The organism is Croceibacterium sp. TMG7-5b_MA50 (genome assembly GCF_039830145.1).
Lineage (GTDB): Bacteria > Pseudomonadota > Alphaproteobacteria > Sphingomonadales > Sphingomonadaceae > Croceibacterium.
Map to the genome: position 1 here is coordinate 1,611,845 of NZ_CP156082.1, position 18,783 is coordinate 1,630,627.

The 18,783-nt window shown below is 68.3% G+C and carries 19 protein-coding genes; 13 read left to right on the top strand and 6 right to left on the bottom strand.

The features are described from left to right. Window positions 1-54 precede the first annotated feature (54 nt). Window positions 55-1,428 (bottom strand): 3-deoxy-7-phosphoheptulonate synthase class II, encoded by a 1,374-nt coding sequence (locus tag V5740_RS07845; protein ID WP_347301944.1) that lies wholly within the window; start codon window positions 1,426-1,428, stop codon window positions 55-57. Between the two features lie 89 nt (window positions 1,429-1,517). Then, window positions 1,518-4,505 carry an insulinase family protein gene (locus V5740_RS07850; RefSeq protein WP_347301945.1) on the bottom strand — a complete coding sequence of 996 codons (2,988 nt, stop codon included), beginning with the start codon at window positions 4,503-4,505 and terminating at the stop codon, window positions 1,518-1,520. Between the two features lie 103 nt (window positions 4,506-4,608). Here V5740_RS07850 and V5740_RS07855 point away from each other — a divergent pair, with 103 nt between their 5' ends. From V5740_RS07855 to miaB, 7 genes are all read left to right on the top strand, one after another. Next, a complete protein-coding gene (locus V5740_RS07855) occupies window positions 4,609-5,190 on the top strand; it encodes a NifU family protein (protein WP_347301946.1) in 582 nt (193 codons plus the stop codon). 14 nt (window positions 5,191-5,204) lie between these two features. Beyond that, window positions 5,205-5,813, top strand: coding sequence for a tRNA (adenosine(37)-N6)-threonylcarbamoyltransferase complex dimerization subunit type 1 TsaB (tsaB, locus tag V5740_RS07860; RefSeq protein WP_347301947.1), 609 nt, complete (start codon window positions 5,205-5,207; stop codon window positions 5,811-5,813). Next, the gene (locus V5740_RS07865) at window positions 5,810-6,265 is read left to right on the top strand and encodes a GNAT family N-acetyltransferase (protein WP_347301948.1); all 456 of its coding nucleotides are present in this window, start codon (window positions 5,810-5,812) and stop codon (window positions 6,263-6,265) included. The genes tsaB and V5740_RS07865 overlap by 4 nt, the downstream gene beginning before the upstream one ends. 144 nt (window positions 6,266-6,409) lie before the next feature. Next, window positions 6,410-6,859, top strand: a complete 450-nt coding sequence (locus tag V5740_RS07870) for a MucR family transcriptional regulator (protein ID WP_347301949.1) — start codon at window positions 6,410-6,412, stop codon at window positions 6,857-6,859. 102 nt (window positions 6,860-6,961) lie between these two features. After that, entirely contained in the window at window positions 6,962-7,384 is a 423-nt protein-coding gene (locus V5740_RS07875) for a Fur family transcriptional regulator (RefSeq protein WP_347301950.1), read from the top strand. Continuing rightward, complete coding sequence (locus tag V5740_RS07880; protein WP_347301951.1) at window positions 7,384-8,118, top strand: lysophospholipid acyltransferase family protein; 735 nt, start codon at window positions 7,384-7,386, stop codon at window positions 8,116-8,118. Before V5740_RS07875 ends, V5740_RS07880 begins: the two co-directional genes overlap by 1 nt. 11 nt (window positions 8,119-8,129) lie before the next feature. After that, complete coding sequence (miaB, locus tag V5740_RS07885) at window positions 8,130-9,470, top strand: tRNA (N6-isopentenyl adenosine(37)-C2)-methylthiotransferase MiaB (RefSeq protein WP_347301952.1); 1,341 nt, start codon at window positions 8,130-8,132, stop codon at window positions 9,468-9,470. A gap of 135 nt (window positions 9,471-9,605) precedes the next feature. Here the strand turns inward: miaB and V5740_RS07890 are convergent, their stop codons facing one another. Continuing rightward, on the bottom strand, window positions 9,606-10,550 hold the full coding sequence (locus V5740_RS07890; protein WP_347301953.1) for a 2-hydroxyacid dehydrogenase: 945 nt from the start codon (window positions 10,548-10,550) through the stop codon (window positions 9,606-9,608). 125 nt (window positions 10,551-10,675) lie between these two features. Here V5740_RS07890 and V5740_RS07895 point away from each other — a divergent pair, with 125 nt between their 5' ends. The 4 genes from V5740_RS07895 to V5740_RS07910 all read left to right on the top strand — a co-directional run bounded on the left by V5740_RS07895 (window position 10,676) and on the right by V5740_RS07910 (window position 14,135). Then, entirely contained in the window at window positions 10,676-11,725 is a 1,050-nt protein-coding gene (locus tag V5740_RS07895; protein WP_347301954.1) for a PhoH family protein, read from the top strand. Between the two features lie 3 nt (window positions 11,726-11,728). Beyond that, window positions 11,729-12,220 carry an rRNA maturation RNase YbeY gene (ybeY, locus tag V5740_RS07900; protein WP_347301955.1) on the top strand — a complete coding sequence of 164 codons (492 nt, stop codon included), beginning with the start codon at window positions 11,729-11,731 and terminating at the stop codon, window positions 12,218-12,220. Between the two features lie 37 nt (window positions 12,221-12,257). Beyond that, the gene (locus V5740_RS07905; protein ID WP_347301956.1) at window positions 12,258-13,184 is read left to right on the top strand and encodes a hemolysin family protein; all 927 of its coding nucleotides are present in this window, start codon (window positions 12,258-12,260) and stop codon (window positions 13,182-13,184) included. A 72-nt stretch (window positions 13,185-13,256) separates the two neighbouring features. Then, window positions 13,257-14,135, top strand: coding sequence for a LysR substrate-binding domain-containing protein (locus V5740_RS07910; protein ID WP_347301957.1), 879 nt, complete (start codon window positions 13,257-13,259; stop codon window positions 14,133-14,135). 22 nt (window positions 14,136-14,157) lie between these two features. Here the strand turns inward: V5740_RS07910 and V5740_RS07915 are convergent, their stop codons facing one another. Beyond that, a complete protein-coding gene (locus tag V5740_RS07915) occupies window positions 14,158-14,619 on the bottom strand; it encodes a peptidylprolyl isomerase (RefSeq protein WP_347301958.1) in 462 nt (153 codons plus the stop codon). 99 nt (window positions 14,620-14,718) lie between these two features. Between V5740_RS07915 and mgtE the strand changes: the two genes are divergently transcribed. Together mgtE and V5740_RS07925 are read left to right on the top strand one after the other, a co-directional pair. Beyond that, window positions 14,719-16,134: a magnesium transporter gene (gene mgtE, locus V5740_RS07920; protein ID WP_347301959.1), complete on the top strand. Its 1,416-nt coding sequence runs from the start codon at window positions 14,719-14,721 to the stop codon at window positions 16,132-16,134. A gap of 49 nt (window positions 16,135-16,183) precedes the next feature. Beyond that, window positions 16,184-16,558: a DUF1489 family protein gene (locus V5740_RS07925; protein ID WP_347301960.1), complete on the top strand. Its 375-nt coding sequence runs from the start codon at window positions 16,184-16,186 to the stop codon at window positions 16,556-16,558. Here V5740_RS07925 and nudC read toward each other — a convergent pair. Continuing rightward, window positions 16,555-17,439: an NAD(+) diphosphatase gene (gene nudC, locus V5740_RS07930; RefSeq protein WP_347301961.1), complete on the bottom strand. Its 885-nt coding sequence runs from the start codon at window positions 17,437-17,439 to the stop codon at window positions 16,555-16,557. The genes V5740_RS07925 and nudC overlap by 4 nt on opposite strands. Beyond that, window positions 17,436-18,731 carry a serine hydrolase domain-containing protein gene (locus V5740_RS07935; RefSeq protein WP_347301962.1) on the bottom strand — a complete coding sequence of 432 codons (1,296 nt, stop codon included), beginning with the start codon at window positions 18,729-18,731 and terminating at the stop codon, window positions 17,436-17,438. Before V5740_RS07935 ends, nudC begins: the two co-directional genes overlap by 4 nt. Window positions 18,732-18,783 lie beyond the last annotated feature (52 nt).

Genomic DNA, 18,783 nt, shown 5'->3' on the forward strand with positions numbered 1-18,783 from the left:
CCTGGACTAACAAAGGTCGGGCGGCGGGGTTGTTCCCCCGCCCCACCACTGTTCTCAGGCCGCGCGGCGCTGCCGCTCCTGCCGTTCCAGGTTGAGCATGTCGGCCAGCAGGAACGCCATCTCCAGCGCCTGCCCGGCATTGAGGCGGGGGTCGCAATGCGTGTGGTAGCGATCGGCAAGGCCGGCATCGGTGATCGCCACTGCGCCGCCGGTGCATTCGGTCACGTCCTGCCCGGTCATCTCCAGATGGATGCCGCCGGCATGGGTGCCTTCCGCGCGGTGCACCGCGAAGAAGCCGCGCACCTCCGCCAGGATGCGTTCGAAGGGCCGCGTCTTGTAGCCGCTGTCCGACTTCACGACGTTGCCGTGCATCGGGTCGCAGCTCCAGATCACCGGGTGGCCGGACCGAGCGACGGCGCGCACCAGCCGCGGCAGGCCGGCTTCCACCTTGTCATGGCCGAAGCGGCTGATCAGGGTCATGCGGCCGGGCACGCGGCCGGGATTGAGCACGTCCAGCAGGCGCAGCAGCTCGTCCGGGTCGAGGCTGGGGCCGCACTTCACGCCGATCGGGTTGCCGACGCCGCGCAGGAACTCGACATGCGAGCTGCCGGAAAAGCGCGTGCGGTCCCCGATCCACAGGAAATGCGCGCTGGTGTCGTACCAGTCGCCGGTCAGCGAATCCTGCCGGGTCAGCGCCTGCTCGTATGGCAGCAACAGCGCCTCGTGACTGGTGTAGAACTGCGTGGTCTTCAGCTGCGGCACGGTTTCGGGCGCGACGCCGCATGCCTCCATGAAGTCCAGCGCCTCCCCGATGCGGTCGGCGATGTCGCCGAACCGGTCGGCCCAGCGCGACTGGCCCACGAAATCGAGCGTCCACTGATGGACCTGCCGCAGATTGGCGTAGCCGCCGCCGGCAAAGGCGCGCAGCAGGTTCAGCGTCGCCGCCGCCTGCGAATAGGCGCGCAGCATGCGCTGCGGATCGTTGCGGCGGATCGCGGCATGGAATTCGATGCCGTTGACGTTGTCACCCAGGTAGCTGGGCAGCGTTACGCCGTCGATCGTCTCCGTCGGGCTCGATCGTGGCTTGGCGAACTGCCCCGCCATGCGGCCCAGCTTCACCACCGGCATCTTGCTGGCGAAGGTCAGGACGACCGCCATCTGCAGGATCACGCGGAACGTGTCGCGGATGGTGTTGGGGTGGAATTCGGCGAAGCTTTCCGCGCAATCGCCGCCCTGCAGCAGGAAACCGCGGCCGGCGGCGACTTCCGCGAGCTGCGCCTGCAGGTCACGCGCCTCGCCCGCGAAGACCAGCGGCGGGAAGTTGCCGAGCTGCTGCTCGACCTGGGCGAGCTCCGCCGCATCGTCATAGACGGGCAGGTGCCGCGCCTCGTGATCCTGCCAGCTTTGCGGGGTCCAGTTCTGTGCCACTGCTTGCATTCTTTCAGACGTTTGCCGGTTCAAGGGTGATCGCGCGCCCTACACCCCGCGCGATCCCCCGGCAAATGTTACAAAAGTAATCAGCGGCCGACCGGCAGGGCCGCCGTCGGCGCACCCGTCTGCGCCGCCGCCGCGGCAGCGCCCTGCCCAGTCGCCGCGCCTTCTGGCGGCAGGACCACCAGCTTGAACCCGCCATGCTCGCCCAGGTACCGGGCCGCCAGCGCGCCGTACTCGGCCGGCGGGGTCTGGGTGTAGTCGGTCCACAGGCTGCGCAGGTTCTCCACCCGCGCGGGGTCCAGCGCCGCGCCGCTCAACTGGTTCAGCCAGAAGGTGTGGCCCGTCTGCGCCCGGTCCAGCAATTGCCGGATCGGTTCCACCACCCGCGCCAGCTCGTCCGCCTGCGGGCCGTTGGCGGCGAGATCGGTGGCAATCTCCTGCGCCTCCGCGAAGAAGGCCGGCACCGCCGATGGCGGCAACTGCGCCAGCGCCATCAGGTGCCCGCCGCCATTGACGTCCAATGGCCAGTCGCTGCCCACATAGGGGGCATAGCTGGCGCCCAGCCGTTCGCGCAGGCCGTCCATTAACCGGTTGGAGAAGACCTGTGCCAGCACTTCCAGCCGGCGCGATTCGGGCAGTCCGGCGCTGCCGCCGCCGGTCGGCCAGGCGATCACCGCCGCGGCCTGGTCGGTATCGCCGGTGTGGCGCAGCACGACGGGCTCGGCATTCGCGGCGGGGAAGTCGGTCGCGGGATCCAGCCGCTCCGCCGGAACAGCCTCGCGCGCCGGGATTGCGCCGAAGGTGCGGCCAAGCGCGGCCACGACTGCCTCCTTGTCGAAGTCGCCGAACACGTCGACCTCCACCGGCCCGTCCGCCAGCAGCCGCGACCAGACGCGCTGGAAGCCATCGGCATCTGTCGCCGCCAGCGCCTGCGGATCGGGCTTGCGGTAACGCGGATCGCGATCGTGCAGCACCCAGGGCAGGTCGCGGTTCAGCACGCCGTTGGCGTTGCCACCGAAGGATTCGTAGGCGAGCCTTTGCGCCGCGCGCGCGCGCTCGAACGGCTGCGCGTCCCACCGGGGGTCGGCCAGCTTGGCCGCGAACAGATAGAGCTGGTCGGCGACGTCTTCGCGCCGCGTCTGCCCCTCGAACACGAAGCTGCCGTCTTCCGCCTGGAACTCCCAGCCGAACTTGCGGCCGGTGGCAAGATCATCCAGCCCGTTCTGGTCCACCTCGCCAAAACCCATGCCGACCAGCGCCTGCTTGCCCAGCTCCACATAGGTGGCATCGTCGCTCGACACGCTCTGCACCCCCTTGCCGAAGCGGACACGCACGGTGGCGCGGCCGGGTTCGTTGGTGGTCGGCCACAGCAGCGCGGTGACGCCGTTGGCGAAGGTCAGCTTCTCGATGTCGAACACGCCCAGCGGCGCGCGGGTGACGGGCGACGCCTCCACGCCGATGGCCGGCAGCTCGGCGAAGCTCGCCGCCTCCGCCCCGCTGCGCGCGCTGCCTTCGCTGGTAACGGGGGCGAGCATCGCGGCGCGCAGGTCGTCCGCATCGCCATCGGTCGAATCGGGCGTCAGCAGCATGGCGCGGATCACCTCCCCGGTGAACAGCGCCTGCGTATGCTTGTGGATGGTATCCGGGTTGAAGCGGTCGCCCATGCCGCGGAACAGTTCCAGCAGCGTTTCCGGGCTGGCGATGGATTCGCGGATGTCGACCGCGTTGACCAGTTCGGTCGCCAATTCGGACCCGGCCTGGATCGCGCTCTGTTCCACCGCATTGGCGAAGGCGATGTCGAACTCCGCGACCTCCCGGTCGATCTCCGCCTGTGTCGGCGGGGCAGCGACGGCATCGGCGATCACCCCGCGCACATCGGCGAGCGCGGCCTGCCAGTCCTCCGTCAGGGGGGCCAGCGTCACGAAGGTGCCGTCGGCGGACCGGCTGGGCTTGTCCCGGTCGACGCCCGCGAACAGGAAGCTGCCGCCGCCCCGCGCCCGCGCTTCCAGCCGGCGGTTGATGATCGCCAGCGCGACCTGATCGGTCAGCAGCCCGCGATTGTATTCCTGGTTGTCCGTCACCTGCACGAACGGGCGCAGCCAGGCGAAGGTCAGGCCGCGCTGCTGGCCGGGTTCGACCACCACCCGCGTCTCGCCCACCGGGTTCTCCGGATCGGCGCCGGCGGGCGCCTCGGGCTCCCCGAAGTCAGGCTCCGACGTGGCGCGGCCCGTCGCCTGCCAGTCCGTGAAGTACTTCTCCACCAGTGCGGCGAGCAGTTGCGGGTCGGCATCGCCGACGACCGACACGACCGTGCGTTCCGGCCGGTACCACCTTTTGTGGAAGGCGCGCACGCTGTCCTGTGTCGCGCCCTGCAGCGCCTCCACCGTGCCGATCGGGTTGCGTTCGGCCAGCGGCTGCCCGGCGAAGAACAGCTCGCGCGTGGCGTTGGCGATCCGCTGGTCCGGCCCCAGCCGTTCGCGCCGTTCCGCCAGCACGATGGGCAGCTCGGTACGGATATTGTCGCTGCTGAGCAGCGGCTCGCGGATCATGCCGGAAAAGCGCCGGATGCTGTCCTCCAGCGTCTGCCGCGTCGCGTTCGGCAGGTCGAGCTGGTAGGCGGTCTGCGTCGGGCTGGTGGTCGCATTGGTATCCGCGCCCAGCGCCGCGCCCAGCCGCTGGAAGTACGGGATCGCCTCCCCATTGCCGAAGTCGCGCGACTGGCGGAACACCAGATGTTCGATCAGGTGAGCAAAGCCGCGCTCCTCCTCCTTCTCGTAGATGGAGCCGGTGTCCACCGCCACGCGGATGGAGATCTGCCCCGGCGGCACGCCATTCTCGCGCACGGCATACCGTACACCATTGGGCAGTTCGCCCATCAGCCATTGCGGATCGACCGGGATATCCGTGCCGCGATAGATCCACGGGTCGGTCGGCCGGGCATATTGCGGTGCCAGCACCTCCCCAGCCGCGGGCGCGGCGGCAGGCGGTTGCACCGTCTGGGCCTGTGACAGGGAGGGGGCCAGCGCCAGAAGGGCGACGACGGCAACGGACCGGCAGAGGATGGATCGCATGAAGGCCCTAGAACTGGCGGGGGATGAAGCACCAGTGAATAGGGTGCCGCGATACAATAGCGAGTCCTTGCGGGCAGTTCCCGGCACCACTAAATCGCGCAGCATGTTCATCGAGACCGAGCTCACCCCCAATCCCGCCACCCTGAAGTTCCTGCCGGGACAGGCGGTGTATCCCGCCGGCACGCGCGACTTCGCCAGTCCGGAGGATGCGGAGGCATCGCCGCTGGCGCAGGGGCTGTTCGACACGGGCGAGGTGACGGGCGTGTTCTTCGGCCGCGACTTCGTGTCCGTGACCGCGGCTCCAGGCGTGGACTGGAGCCTGCTGAAGCCGCAGGTCGTCGCCATCCTGCTCGACCATTTCGTCAGCCAGGCGCCGCTGTTCACCGGCGGCGGGGCGGACGGCTTCAGCGTGCCCGATGCTGACGACGATCTGGTGGGCGAGGATGATCCGGCGGATGCGGACATCGTCGCCCAGATCAAGGACCTGATCGAGACGCGCGTGCGCCCGGCCGTCGCCAATGATGGCGGCGACATCCGCTATCGCGGCTTCCGCGACGGGGTTGTCTACCTCGCCATGCAGGGCGCGTGTTCCGGCTGCCCCAGCTCCACCGCGACGCTGAAGCAGGGCATCGAAGGCCTGCTGCGCCATTACGTGCCGGAAGTCAGCGAGGTTCGCGCGGCCTGACCGGCGCGACACCCATGCGCCTGCTGGCGATCGACACCGCGACGCCGGCCTGTTCCGTCGCCCTGTTCGACGATGATACCGCTGTCGCGGCCGATCACCAGGTGATCGGCCGTGGTCATGCCGAACGGCTGGTGCCGATGATCGCCGCCCTGCCCGGTCGCGGCCGGGCAGACCGCATCTGCGTGTCACTCGGCCCCGGCAGCTTCACCGGCACGCGCATCGGCCTTGCCACCGCCCGTGCGCTCGGCCTCGCCTGGGGGGCCGAGGTGTTGGGCTATCCCACGCTGGCGCTGCTGGCGGCGGGCGCGCGCGCCGGGGCACAGCAGGCGGTGGCGGTCGCGACCACCGGGGGCCATGGCGAATGGTTCGTGGCGCAGTACGACGCGGCGGGCCTGCCCACCGGCGAGACGGTCGCCCTGCCCCCGCAGGGAGCGGCCCGCTTCGCCACCGCCCCGCTGGTCACCGGCGACCGGGCGGCTGAACTGGTGGCGCTGCGCGGACATGGCGAGGGGCGCGATGCCCTGCCCGATGCGCGCCATTTCCCCTGGCTGCCCCCAGAACTGCTGACCCCCTCCCTTGCCCCGCTCTACGGCCGTGCGCCGGATGCCCGGCCTGCCGCATGACGGACGCGCTGGACGCGGCCATGGCGGTGATGGAAGCCGCGTTCGACCCCGCTTTTGGCGAGGCGTGGACGCGGCGGCAGCTTGGCGACACGCTGCTGCTGCCGGGCACCGGCCTGCTGCTGGCGGGTGCCGATGGGGAGGAGCCGGCCGACGGCGAGACTGTCGCCGGCTTCGCCCTGACCCGGCAGATCCTGGACGAGGAGGAACTGCTGCTCCTCGCCGTGCATCCGGACTGGCGGCGATGCGGCATCGGCGCGAGTCTGCTGCAGCGGGTCATCACGGCGGCACGAGCCCGCGGCGTCGCCCGCCTGTTCCTGGAGATGCGCGACGGCAACCCGGCCATGCACCTGTATGCTGACACCGGTTTCCAGCAAAGTGGACGTCGGCGTGACTATTATCGGCGGGGTATTTCAGGCCCGTTCGACGCGATTACCTGCGATCTGGCCCTGTAATCTGTCTCTTCGTCGAACAGGGCGATCTGGTTACAGAAAATACTCTTGTGTTCCGATGCCCGCGCTGGAATAGCGCGCGGCGGGATAGAACGGCGCGCGTAATCACCGGCCGCCGCTGCCTACTTGAGAACAAAGAGGGTCCGAATGAATAATGTAGAGCACGACATGGGCGAGACACTTATCTCCCTAACCTCCGACATCGTCGCTGCCCATGTCAGCAACAACAATGTCGCGGTGGAGGATGTGCCGCTGCTGATCCAGAACGTCTATGGCGCGCTGCAGAGCCTTGGCACCGTGCAACCCGTTGAAGAAAAGCCGGAACCTGCCGTGTCGATCCGCGCCTCGGTCAAGCCTGACTATCTGGTGTGCCTGGAAGACGGCAAGAAGATGAAGATGCTGAAGCGTTATTTGATGACGCAGTACGGCATGACGCCGGACCAGTATCGTGCGCGCTGGAACCTGCCCGCCGACTATCCGATGGTCGCGCCCGATTATGCGGAAAAGCGCCGCAAGCTGGCCAAGGATATCGGCCTTGGCCGCAAGCCCGGCCAGAAGCGCGGCCGGCGGCCCAAGGCGGCGACCGCCGCCCAATAAAGCCTGCCGCAGTTGCAAAGGCGCCCCGCGGCTTCCATAACAACGGGGCGCCGATGCAGCTTCCCGCCGCATCGGCGGATTGCGTAACAGGGAGCCGTCGGCGTGCAGCAATTGATCGATCTGGAAGCGCTGTGCGCCGAACGCGGGCTTAGGATCACCGAACAGCGCCGGATTATCGCGCGCGTTCTCTCCGAATCCGATGACCATCCGGATGTGGAGCTGCTGCACAAGCGGGCCAGTGCGATCGACCCGCGCATCTCCATCGCCACCGTCTACCGCACCGTCCGCCTGTTCGAGGAAGCGGGCATCCTCGACCGCCACGATTTCGGCGACGGCCGCGCCCGGTATGAGGCTTCGCCGGAAGCGCATCACGATCACCTGATCGACGTGGAGACCGGCAAGGTCGTTGAATTCGTCGATCCGGAGGTTGAGGCGCTGCAACGACAGATCGCGGAAAAGCTCGGCTACCGCCTGGTCGATCACCGGATGGAACTGTACGGCGTGCGCATCGACCGGGAGGGTTGATGCCCTCGCTGGTGGCGGGCCTCCGCATCGCCGCCATCCTGCTGCTGTTCGCACTGATCGCGCTGCCGCATCTGCTGCTGACCGTCATCGGCCTGCGCCACTGGATTCCGCCGCATTTCCTGGGTGGTGTCGGCCGGCTGGCGGGCCTGCGCGTCCATGTGGAGGGGCGCCCGGTGCGCGGCACCACCCTGCTGGTGGCCAATCACGTCAGCTGGCTGGACATCCTGGCGCTCGGCGGCGCGGCGCGCGCGGCCTTTGTTGCCAAGGGGAACCTGCAGGCCAATGCGCTGCTCGGCTGGCTCTGCCGGCAGAACGACACCCTGTTCGTCGATCGTGAACGGCGCGGCGCTGTGGGTCAGCAGGTGGGGCAATTGGGCAGGCTGCTGGCCAAACGGCGTATGTGCATCTTTCCCGAAGGGACCACCGGCCCCGGCACCGCGCTGCTACCGTTCAAGAGTGCGCTGCTCTCCGCCGTGGAAGGCGCCGGGGAGGTAACGGTACAGCCCGTCGCTCTCGCCTATGCCGATGCGCCGGCCATCGCATGGACTGATGCCGAGGACGGCGCGGCCAATGTCCGGCGCGTTCTTGGCCGCATCGCTCCGATCCACCTCACCATCCGTTTCCTGCCACCACTGTCGGGGGCGGAGATGGCGGGGCGCAAGGCGATGGCCGCGGCCGCGCAGGCCCGGATCGCCGGGGCGCTGGCGCTTCCAATAAGGGCCGCAAACGCGTAAGCGCCGCGGCCATGCAACGCCGCGAACTGCCCCGGACCTACCGCATCAAGAGCTTTGGCTGCCAGATGAACGTCTATGACGGCGAACGCATGGGCGAGCTGCTGGCGGCGCAGGGCATGGCCCCCGCGGCGGAGGGCGAGGAAGCCGAACTCGTCGTCCTCAACACCTGCCACATCCGCGAAAAGGCGGCGGAGAAGGTCTATTCCGATATCGGTCGCCTGCTGAAGACGGATGGCGATGCGCCCGCGCCGATGATCGCGGTCGCCGGCTGCGTCGCGCAGGCCGAAGGGGAGGAGATCATGGCCCGCGCGCCCGGCGTTGGCGTGGTAGTCGGCCCGCAGGCCTATCACCGCCTGCCCGATCTGCTGGCGCAGGCTGCCGGGGGCACCCGCGCGACGGACACCGACATGCCGGCGGACGCCAAGTTCGCCGCCCTGCCCCGTCGCCGGCGCAGCGCGCCCGCCGCGTTCCTGACGGTGCAGGAAGGGTGCGACAAGTTCTGCACCTATTGCGTGGTGCCCTACACCCGCGGGGCGGAGATCAGCCGCCCATTCGGTGACCTCCTGGCGGAGGCGCAATTGCTGGTGGAGGCCGGCGCGCGCGAGATCACGCTGCTGGGCCAGAACGTCAATGCGTGGGCGGGTCAGGACGAGGCTGCGCGCCCGCTCGGCCTGGACGGGCTGATCCGGCGGCTGGCGGCGGTCGATGGGCTGGAACGCATCCGCTACACCACCAGCCACCCCAACGACGTGACCGACGGCCTGATCGCCGCTCATGGGGAGGTGGCGAAGCTGATGCCCTACCTCCATCTGCCGGTGCAGAGCGGATCGGACCGGGTGCTGCGCGCCATGAACCGCAGCCATACAGCGGACAGCTATCTGCGCGTCTTGGAACGTTTCCGCGCAGCGCGGCCCGATCTGGCGCTGTCGGGCGATTTCATCGTCGGCTTCCCGGGGGAGACGGAGGCGGAGTTCGCGGAGACGCTGCGGATCGTGGAGGCGGCGGGCTATGCCCATGCCTTCTCCTTCAAGTATTCGCCGCGCCCCGGCACGCCCGCCGCCACCATGGACGGGCAGGTCGCAGCCGAGGTGATGGACGATCGGTTGCAGCGCTTGCAGGCGACCATCGCGCGCGGACAGATGGCGTTCAACGCGGCCAGTGTCGGCCGCCGCTGCACCGTGCTGGTGGAACGCCGGGGCAAGAAGCCGGGTCAGTGGCTGGGCAAGTCCCCGTGGCTGCAATCGGTGTTCTTCACTGGCGACGCCGCGATCGGCGACCTGGTGGAGGTGGAGCTGGCGCAGGCGGGCCCCAACTCGCTGGAAGGTCGCCTGCTGCAACTCGCAGCGGCCTGACAACAAAGCGCTTTCCTACAGCCCCCGGCATGTGCCCCAAGCTGGCCCATGCCCGCCGCGCGCATCTTGCCTGATTCGCTCCGGATGCCCGCGAATGGCCGTGCGGGAGGTGTCAACTTAGTGTAAACTTCCGGCCTAACCGACTGGCGTCACGGCCTTTCCGGTATCGAACCACGCCACCAGATTATCCACCACCAGCCGCCCCATCGCATCGCGCGTGTGGGTGGATGCGCTGCCGAGATGCGGCAGCAGGACCACGTTGGGGAGGTCGATCAGCGCCTGCGGCACCTCCGGCTCATGCTCGAACACGTCCAGCCCGGCGGCGCCGATCGTGCCCGCCTGCAGCGCGGCGATCAGCGCCCCCTCGTCCACCACGCTGCCGCGCGCGACATTGATCAGCACGCCGTCGGGCCCCAGTGCAGACAGCACCTCCGCATTGACCATGTGCCGCGTCGCCGCCCCGCCCGGCACGATGGCGATCAGCACGTCGCACGCCGCCGCCAGCACCACCGCATCGGGATAGTAGTCATAGGCGATCTCCGGCTGGGGGGTGCGCTTATGGTAGGCGATCTCCACGCCGAAGCCTTCCAGCCGCCGCGCGACGGCCTTGCCGATATCGCCCAACCCCAGGATGCCGACCCGGCGCCCGCGCAGGGTCGGGGACAGCGGGAACGGCCCCTCGGGCCAGCGCCCCTCCCGCACGAAGCGGTCGCCCTGCGGCAGCCGGCGGATCGTCGCCAGCAGCAGGCCCAGCGTCAGGTCGGCGACCTCCTCCACCAGCACGCCCGGCGTGTTGGTCACCGTGATCCCCCGCGCCTTTGCCGCAGCGACATCGATATTGTCGTAGCCGACGCCGAAATTGGCGACCACCTCCAGCGCGGGCAGCCGGTCGAACAGCTCCGCCCCGATCGGCCCCGCCAGCGTGCTGGCCGCCATCCCGCGGATGGCGGGGCCATGCGCCTGCAGGAAGGCGTCTGGGTCAGACTGCTCCCATAGACGGTGGAGGGTGAAGCGGCGGTCCAGCGCGTCGATCACGCTGGGCAGCATCGGGGCGGGCATCAGGATCGCGGGATTCGTCATACGACCGTGCTAACCGCCTTGCCCCCGGATGGCACGGCTTAATCCACCGCTCGTTCAGCAGTGCCCTTGCACCGTCATGCAGGCGGCATAATCTTGGCAATGCAAGTTCTGCCTGAAAGGAGCGCATGGCACGCAAGGCACACCGCACCGGGGGCTATCCCGGTGCAGATCCGCTGGGGTTCCACCCGGAAGACCGCCGCGACGCCGCCCGGCGATCCCGGATCGAGGTGCTGTTCGACGAACAGATCATGCTGGGCAGCCTGTTTGGCGAGTTCGACGCCAATCTGGTGCAGATCGAGAACCGGCTGGGCGTGTTCATCGCGGCGCGCGGTAACCGGGTCGTGATCGAAGGCACGCAGGACGATGTCGCCCGCGCCCGGCAGGTACTGACCGCCATGCACGAACGCATGCTGAGCGGCCAGGTCATGGATGCAGGCGTGATCGAATCACTTATCGGAATGAGTAACGAACCCGTGCTGGAAGGCATCATCACCGGCGACGCCAAGGGTCCGCCCGTCGCCATCCGCACCCGGCGCAAGACCATCGTGCCGCGCACCGCCATGCAGGCGGACTACATGCGCGCGCTCGCCAGCCGGGACATCATCTTCGCGCTGGGCCCGGCGGGCACCGGCAAGACTTATGTCGCCGTGGCGCAGGCGGTCAGCCAGCTGATCACCGGCAGCGTCCAGCGCCTGATCCTGTCCCGTCCCGCTGTGGAGGCGGGCGAGCGGCTGGGCTTCCTGCCCGGCGACATGAAGGAGAAGGTCGATCCGTATCTGCGCCCCCTGTACGATGCGCTGTACGATTGCCTTCCGGCAGAGCAGGTCGAGCGCCGGATCGCATCGGGCGAGATCGAGATCGCGCCCATCGCCTTCATGCGCGGACGCACGCTGGCCGACGCCTTCATCATCCTGGACGAGGCGCAGAACACCACGCGCGAACAGATGAAGATGTTCCTCACCCGCTTCGGCCAGAACAGCCGCATGGTCGTATGCGGCGATCCACGGCAGGTCGACATTCCCGGCGGGGTCAATGCCAGTGGTCTCGCCGACGCGGTGACGCGGCTGGAGGGGGTGGAAGGCATCAACGTCACCCGCTTCGCGGCGAGCGACGTGGTCCGCCATCCCATCGTTGGTCGCATCGTCGAGGCTTACGAGGGCGAAGGCGCAGCCTGAGCCATGGAACTCGACATCGATGTGGAGGAGCCGTGGCCGGCGGGTGACTGGCACGGCCTGGCCGCCCGCGCGGCCGAAGCGCTGGCCGGGATCGCACCCGAACTCGCCAATCCGCGCCTGTCCGCCAGTCTGCTGTTCACCAGCGATGCGGAGGTGCACCAGCTGAACCGCGAATGGCGTGACCGGGACAAGCCGACCAACGTGCTGTCCTTCCCCATGCTGGAGCGGGATGATCTGCTGGACCTTGCCGCCGACGGCCCGCCCGAGATGCTGGGCGACATCGCACTGGCGCACGAGACCTGCGCCCGGGAAGCGGCGGACAAAGGGGTCCCCTTTGACCATCATGCCGCACACCTGATCGTTCACGGCCTGCTGCATCTGGCCGGCCACGATCACGAGATCGGCGAGGCGGAAGCCGACGCGATGGAGGCGCTGGAAACAAAGGCGCTTGCGATCCTGGGCATCGCCGACCCATATGGGGGCGTCCCGGCCTGAGCCGGTGGTGAAGAACAGCAAGGAATAGACCGGGGCAATGCCCGAACCTTCCAATACCGCCGCCGGAGACGCGGACAGTAAACGCGGCCTCTGGCATGCCATCCGCTCCTTCTTCGACGAGGAGAGCGAACTGAGCCTGCGCGCGCAGATCGAGGAAGCGATCAGCGAGGCGGAGGACGGGAACGCCAGCGGCGAGCGGGAGGGCGACCGCAACGACCTATCCCCGGTCGAGCTGGTGATGCTGCGTAACCTGCTGCATTTCAGCGAACATGACGCGGACGACGTGGCCATTCCGCGCGGCGAGATCATCGCCGTGTCCGCCGATGCCAGCTGGGACGACCTGGTCGCCCTGTTTGCCGAGCATGGCCATTCTCGGGTGCCGGTCTACCGCGATACGCTGGACCGGGTGATTGGCATGATCCACATCAAGGACGTGTTCGGATATCTGGCGGCGGGCCGCACGCCGCCGGCGGACTGGACCGTGCTGATGCGCCAGCCGCTATATGTGCCGCAGGCCCGCGGCGCGCTGGACGTGCTGGCGGACATGCGCGCCAGCCGCACGCACCTCGCCATCGTGGTGGACGAGTTTTCCGGCACCGACGGGATCATCACGATCGAGGACTTGGTGGAGGAGATCGTCGGCGACATCGAGGACGAGCATGACGATGCCCCGATAGAACTGGTCGTGCCGATCGGGGCCGGCATGTGGGACGCCGATGCCCGTGCCGAACTGGACGACGTGGCCGCGGCGATAGGCGATCCCCGCATCGCCGAGGTGGAGGAATCGATCGATACGATCGGCGGCCTCGCAGTAGTGCTGGCGGAACACGTCCCCTCCCCCGGGGAAGTCGTGACGCATAGCAGCGGCTGGCGGATCGAGGTGACAGACGGAGACGAGACCCGCGTCACCCGGCTACGCCTGCACCAGCCAGAGGAGCAGCTTGATCCAGCGGAAACCGCCTGATCCATGCCCGGTTAATGCTGCACTTGCGAGAAACCACTCGACACAGGTTGCAAATTTTAGAACAGTGAAGTCATGCGTCGTCTGCCACCTCTAAGGGCGCTCGAAGCGTTCGTCCGCGTGGTGCGTCTGGGTTCCGCTCGCGCGGCGGCGGACGAGCTGAGCCTCAGCCCCAGCGCGCTGTCGCGCCGTGTCGCCAATTTGGAAGATTTCATCGGCAAGAAGCTGTTCAGCCGCAGCGGGCAGGTGATGAAGCTGACGGATGAAGGCCGCGCCTTCTACGACGCGGTCGCGCCGCATCTGGAATCGCTGGCGGTGGCGGTGGAATCGCAGTCGGAAAACCTGCAATTGCTGCGGCTCAGGATCGGCGTGCTGCCGCTGTTCGGTACCCAGCGGCTGTTCCCCCGCCTTCCCGAACTGCGCACCCGCCATCCACGGCTGCATATCGACATCGACACGCAGCCCGACCCGATCGAGCGGGTGGGCGACACGCTGGACGCCGCGATCGTGCTCAGCACCGAACCGCCCAAGCCACTGTACCGGGTGGAGCTGAGCAAGAACACGGTCCATGCCATCTGTAGCAAGGCGCTGGCCGAACAGCTCGGCCCCGAGCCGTCGATGGATGCGCTGGCGGAGCAGACCTTCCTGGTCCACACCGAAATGCCGCTGAGCTTCGAGGCGTGGAAGAACGCCTTCGGCCTCGCCGACCTGGCGCCTAACGCCATCGATCATTATGATTCCGGGCAGTTGATCCTGGAGGCGGCGGCGCAGGGTCTGGGCATCGCCATCCTGAACGACGATTATACCAAGCGGCTGAACGATCCGCGATTGGCGGGCCTGTTCGACATGCCGGTGCCGAGCCCGTACAGCTACTTCTTCGTCTGCCGCCCGGCCGACCTGGAAAGCCGGCCGGTGCGAATTTTCCACGATTGGGTCGTAGGCGCGGAGCTTTGATGCCGCCCCGCGCCGGCGGGGATCAGGAAATGGTCGCCTTGACGATCTTGCCGGGGCTGCGCGGCGGCTCGCCCTTGGGCAGCGCGTCGACATGCTCCATGCCGCTCTCCACCTGGCCCCAAACGGTGTACTGCTTGTCCAGGAAGCGAGCATCGTCCAGGCAGATGAAGAACTGACTGTTGGCGCTGTTAGGCGCCTGCGTGCGCGCCATCGAACAGACGCCGCGCACATGCGGCTCGGCGTTGAATTCCGCCTTCAGGTCCGGCTTCGGGCTGCCGCCCATGCCGGTGCCGGTCGGATCGCCGCCCTGCGCCATGAAGCCGTCGATCACGCGGTGGAACACCACGCCATCGTAGAAGCCCTCGTTCGCCAGTTCCGTGATCCGCTCCACATGGCCTGGGGCGAGGTCAGGGCGCAGCTTGATGACGACGTCGCGCGCCTCGCCATCGCCGGTGTCGAGGGTGAAGGTCAGGGTGTCGGCCATGCTGTTGCTCCCAGTAAATGCGTTGGTCGCGGCATATAGGGACCGCCCGCGCGAAGTCACGCGCTTGCTTTTGTGCCCCGCCCGCATAGACCGCAGCCCATGGCCGATCCCGACGATACCGACCTGCTGCCCGACGCCGCCCCGCGCGACGAGGACGAGCAGCTGGACGAGGACAACCGGCTGAAGCCCGCCTTCGTCGATGCCGTGCGGGAGGCGGTGGCGGAGGGCGACACCGGCCGCGCCTACGAACTGGTGGAGCCGCTGCACCCGGCCGACATCGCCGACCTGCTGGAACTGCTGGAGCCGGGCGACCGGCACGCGCTGGCCGCGGCGATCACCGACCTGATGACTGGCGAGGTCATCGCCGAACTGAACGATTACGTCCGCGACGAGATGATGGAGGCGCTACCCGCCGCCGCCGTCGCCACCATCGCCGAACAGCTCGACACCGATGACGCCGTCCAGCTGATCGAGGATCTGGAGCCGGAGGACCAGCGCGCCGTTCTGGCCGAGCTGGACCCGGAAGACCGCGCCGCGATCGAGAGTGCGCTCGCCTACCCGGAGGAATCCGCCGGTCGCCTGATGCAGCGCGAGCTGGTCGCCGTGCCCGAGCACATGAGTGTCGGCGACCTGATCGACTATCTGCGCGAGCGCGAGGACCTCACCACCGAGTTCTGGGAGGTGTTCGTGGTCGATCACCGCCACCGCCCGGTCGGCACCTGCCAGTTGTCGTGGGTGCTGCGATCCCCGCGCCATATTCCGCTGGCCGACGTGATGAAGCGCGAACAGACGCTGATCCCCGTGGCGATGGATCAGGAGGAGGTCGCGCTCCGCTTCCAGAAATACGCGCTGATTAGCGCCGCGGTGGTTGACGAGAGCGGGCGGCTGGTGGGGCAGCTGACCGTCGACGACATCGTGCACATCATCCAGGAAGAGGCGGGTGAGGACGCGCTGCTGATGAGTGGTGCGGGCGAAGGCGACATCAACGAGCCTTTGCGCGAAACCTACTCGGCACGCGTGCGCTGGCTGATCGCCAATCTCGGCACCGCCCTCATCGCCAGCCTGATCATCAGCGCGTTCGGCGCCGCGATCGAGCAATTGGTGGCGCTTGCGGTGCTGATGCCGATCGTCGCCAGCATCGGCGGCAATGCCGGGACGCAGACCATGGCGGTGACGGTGCGCGCAATCGCCACCAACCAGCTGACGCAATCGAACACCCGCCGCATCCTTGGCCGTGAACTGCGTGTGGCGATGATGAACGGCGTCACCGTGGCGGTGCTGGTGGGACTGGCGACCGCGCTGGTGTTCACGCCGCAACTGGGCGGTGTGATCGCGCTGGCGGTGGTCATCAACATCCTGACCGCGGGCATGGCGGGCGTCATCGTGCCGGTGCTGTTCGACCGGCTGGATCAGGACCCGGCGGTGGCAAGCAGCGTGTTCGTGACGATGATCACGGATTCCATGGGCTTCTTCGCGTTCCTGGGGCTGGCGGTCGCCGCCGGATTGACCGGCTAGGCCGCGTTCCTATCTGCCGGTCATGCCGCTCAACATGACCCCCCTCAACATGACCAAGGTCGCGTTCGCCTGCCCCAACCTGGATGTGCTGCGGGATCGGCTGGCGATCTCCGGCCACACCACCACCCGGTTCCTACCCAAGCGGCACACGGAAATGGTCGGCGGATCGCTGTTCTGGATCATGGATCATGCGCTGGTCGCGCGCAGCGAGATCACCGGCTTCGACCAGCCGGAGGCGGGCGGGCGCTGGGCCATTCGGCTGAGCGGGCTGATCCCGGTGCAGCCGCGCGCGCGCCGCGCGCATCAGGGCTGGCGCTATCTGGAGGCGGCCGACGCGCCGCCCGACCTTGCCGCGGGCGAGCTGGCCGGCGCGGTACTGCCGGGCAAGCTGCTGCGCGAACTGGCGCGACTGGGCCTCGACTAGATCGGCCGATCCGTCCACCAGCGCAGGAGGTTGTAGGCGACCGCAGTGGCAGGTGGTGGATCGAACGGTCCCTCGCCCACATTGTCCAGCGCCCGGCCCACCTCCGCCCGGGTGAACCAGCGGGCATCCTCCAGTTCATCCGGGTCGAGGGTCAGGCGGTGGTCCGTGGCCTGTGCCACGCAGGCGAGCATCAGCTGTGACGGGAATGGCCATGGCTGGCTGAACAGGTAGCGGACGTCGCACACTGGGACGCCGGTCTCCTCCCGCACTTCGCGCGCGACTGCTTCCTCCAGCGTCTCGCCCGGCTCCACGAAGCCTGCCAGCGCCGAATAGCGGCCCGGCGGGAAGCGCGCCTGCCGGCCGAGCAGCAGGCGGTCCTGATGCTCGACCAGCATGATCACAACCGGATCGGTGCGCGGGAAATGGCTGGCGCCGCAGCCGGTGCAGTCACGCTGCCAGCCACCCTTGGCAGGCACGGTCGGCGAGCCGCAATTGGCGCAGAACCGGTGGCGAGCGTGCCAGTCGATCAGGCTGCGCGCGCCGCCATACAGCGCCAGGTCCGCCGCCGACAGCGCTCCGATCAGGTGCCACAAATCCTGCCGGGCGAGCAGCGGCAGCGCATCGCCAAGCTGCGGCACCGCCGCGAAGCGCGGTCGGCCGTCCAGCAGGCCGAGGAACACCAGCTCCGCAGCATCAGGCACCAACGGCAGCCAGCGCAGCCGATCCCGTTCATCTATTCGCGGCAGGAGACCGTCGAGGTCCAGCACCAGCGCATCGCCGCCCGCAGCCAGCGCGGCGATGGCGGCGGGATCGCGTCGCAAGGCATCGGCCCGGTCCATCGGCGAGCCGGCGAAGCCGATTGCCGGAGGCGCAGCCATCATCTTGCCGGCAGGCCGAGGTTGCCAGCGACGACGCGGAGCAGTTCCTCCTGCAAGCCATAGGCCTGGCCCGGCATGAACTGGGTGTAGAGCGACAGGCGCGTGGCGCTGGGCAGGTGGACGAAGCCGATTGTGCCCGCCGCGCCGGACCAGCCGAACAACCCCGCCTGCGCCCCGCGCCCGACCATGCCTCCAGCGCCATAGCCGGCCGCGCCGCCGCCGAACTCGCCGCCGGGCACCAGCGTGTCTGGCAGCAGGTCCGCCGTGGCGAGGCGGACCGCCGCCTCCGTCATCACCCGTCGACCGTCGATCGCCCCGCCGCCGACGATCATCTGCAGGAAGCGGTCGTAATCATGCGGAGTGGATACTAGCCCTGCCCCGCCAAACGGAAATGGCGGCGGGTCGAGATAGATGGAGCTGGCCGCAAGGTCGATCGGCAACAGCGTCTCCCCCACGATCAGGTAATTGTCGGTCAGGCGCGCCACGTCCGATGCCGGCACCTGGAAGCCTGTGTCTGCCATGCCGCACGGATCGAAGATGCGCTCTTGCAGGAAGTGGTCGAACGGCGTGCCGGTGACGACCTCTATCACCCGGCCAATCAGGTCGAGACCCACGCCGTAGCTCCAGCGTTCGCCCGGCTGGTATACCAGCGGCACGGTGGCAAGATCGTCGGCGAAGCGCTCGAGGCTGGACGTGGGCGTACCGGTGAAGTTGTCCGGCCCCTGGACCCGGCTGACCAGCGCGGGCACCAGCCCCTTCTGCCGGTAAAGATCCGCGAGAGGGCCTTGCTGCACGATCGAATAGCCGAGCCCGCCGGTATGCGTCAGCAGGTGGCGCATGGTCAGCTGGCGGGTCGCAGGCTCCAGATTGTCGGGCGTGACCGCGCCGTCAGGCTGCTTCTGCACCTGCATCTGCGTAAACGCGGGCAGCACGTCGGCGACCGGCTGGTCCAGCGCGATGCGTCCATCGTCCAGCAGCATGGCCGCGGCCATGCCGGTGACGGGCTTGGTCATGGAATAGATGCGATACAGGCTGTCGGACGCCACCGGCACGCGGCTGGTGAAACTCAGCGTACCCCGCTCGATCATCTGCGGTGGCTGCTGGCCCTGTCCAATGGCGATGATCATGTTGGCGACCTTGCGCTGCGTCACGTAGCGTTCGGCAAGCGCCGCCAGAGCGGGCCATTCCTGCGCCTCCTGCGCCAGCAGTGCGACCGGCGCGGTGCCCAGCAGCGCCAGCGCGCCAATCCCTGCGCCGCGCACCAGCAAGGCCCGGCGATCGATCGATCCGTTCATCGGCAGCATCCTTCAGGTCCTTCGCGAAAGCGTAGCACCGGCGGCATGCCCG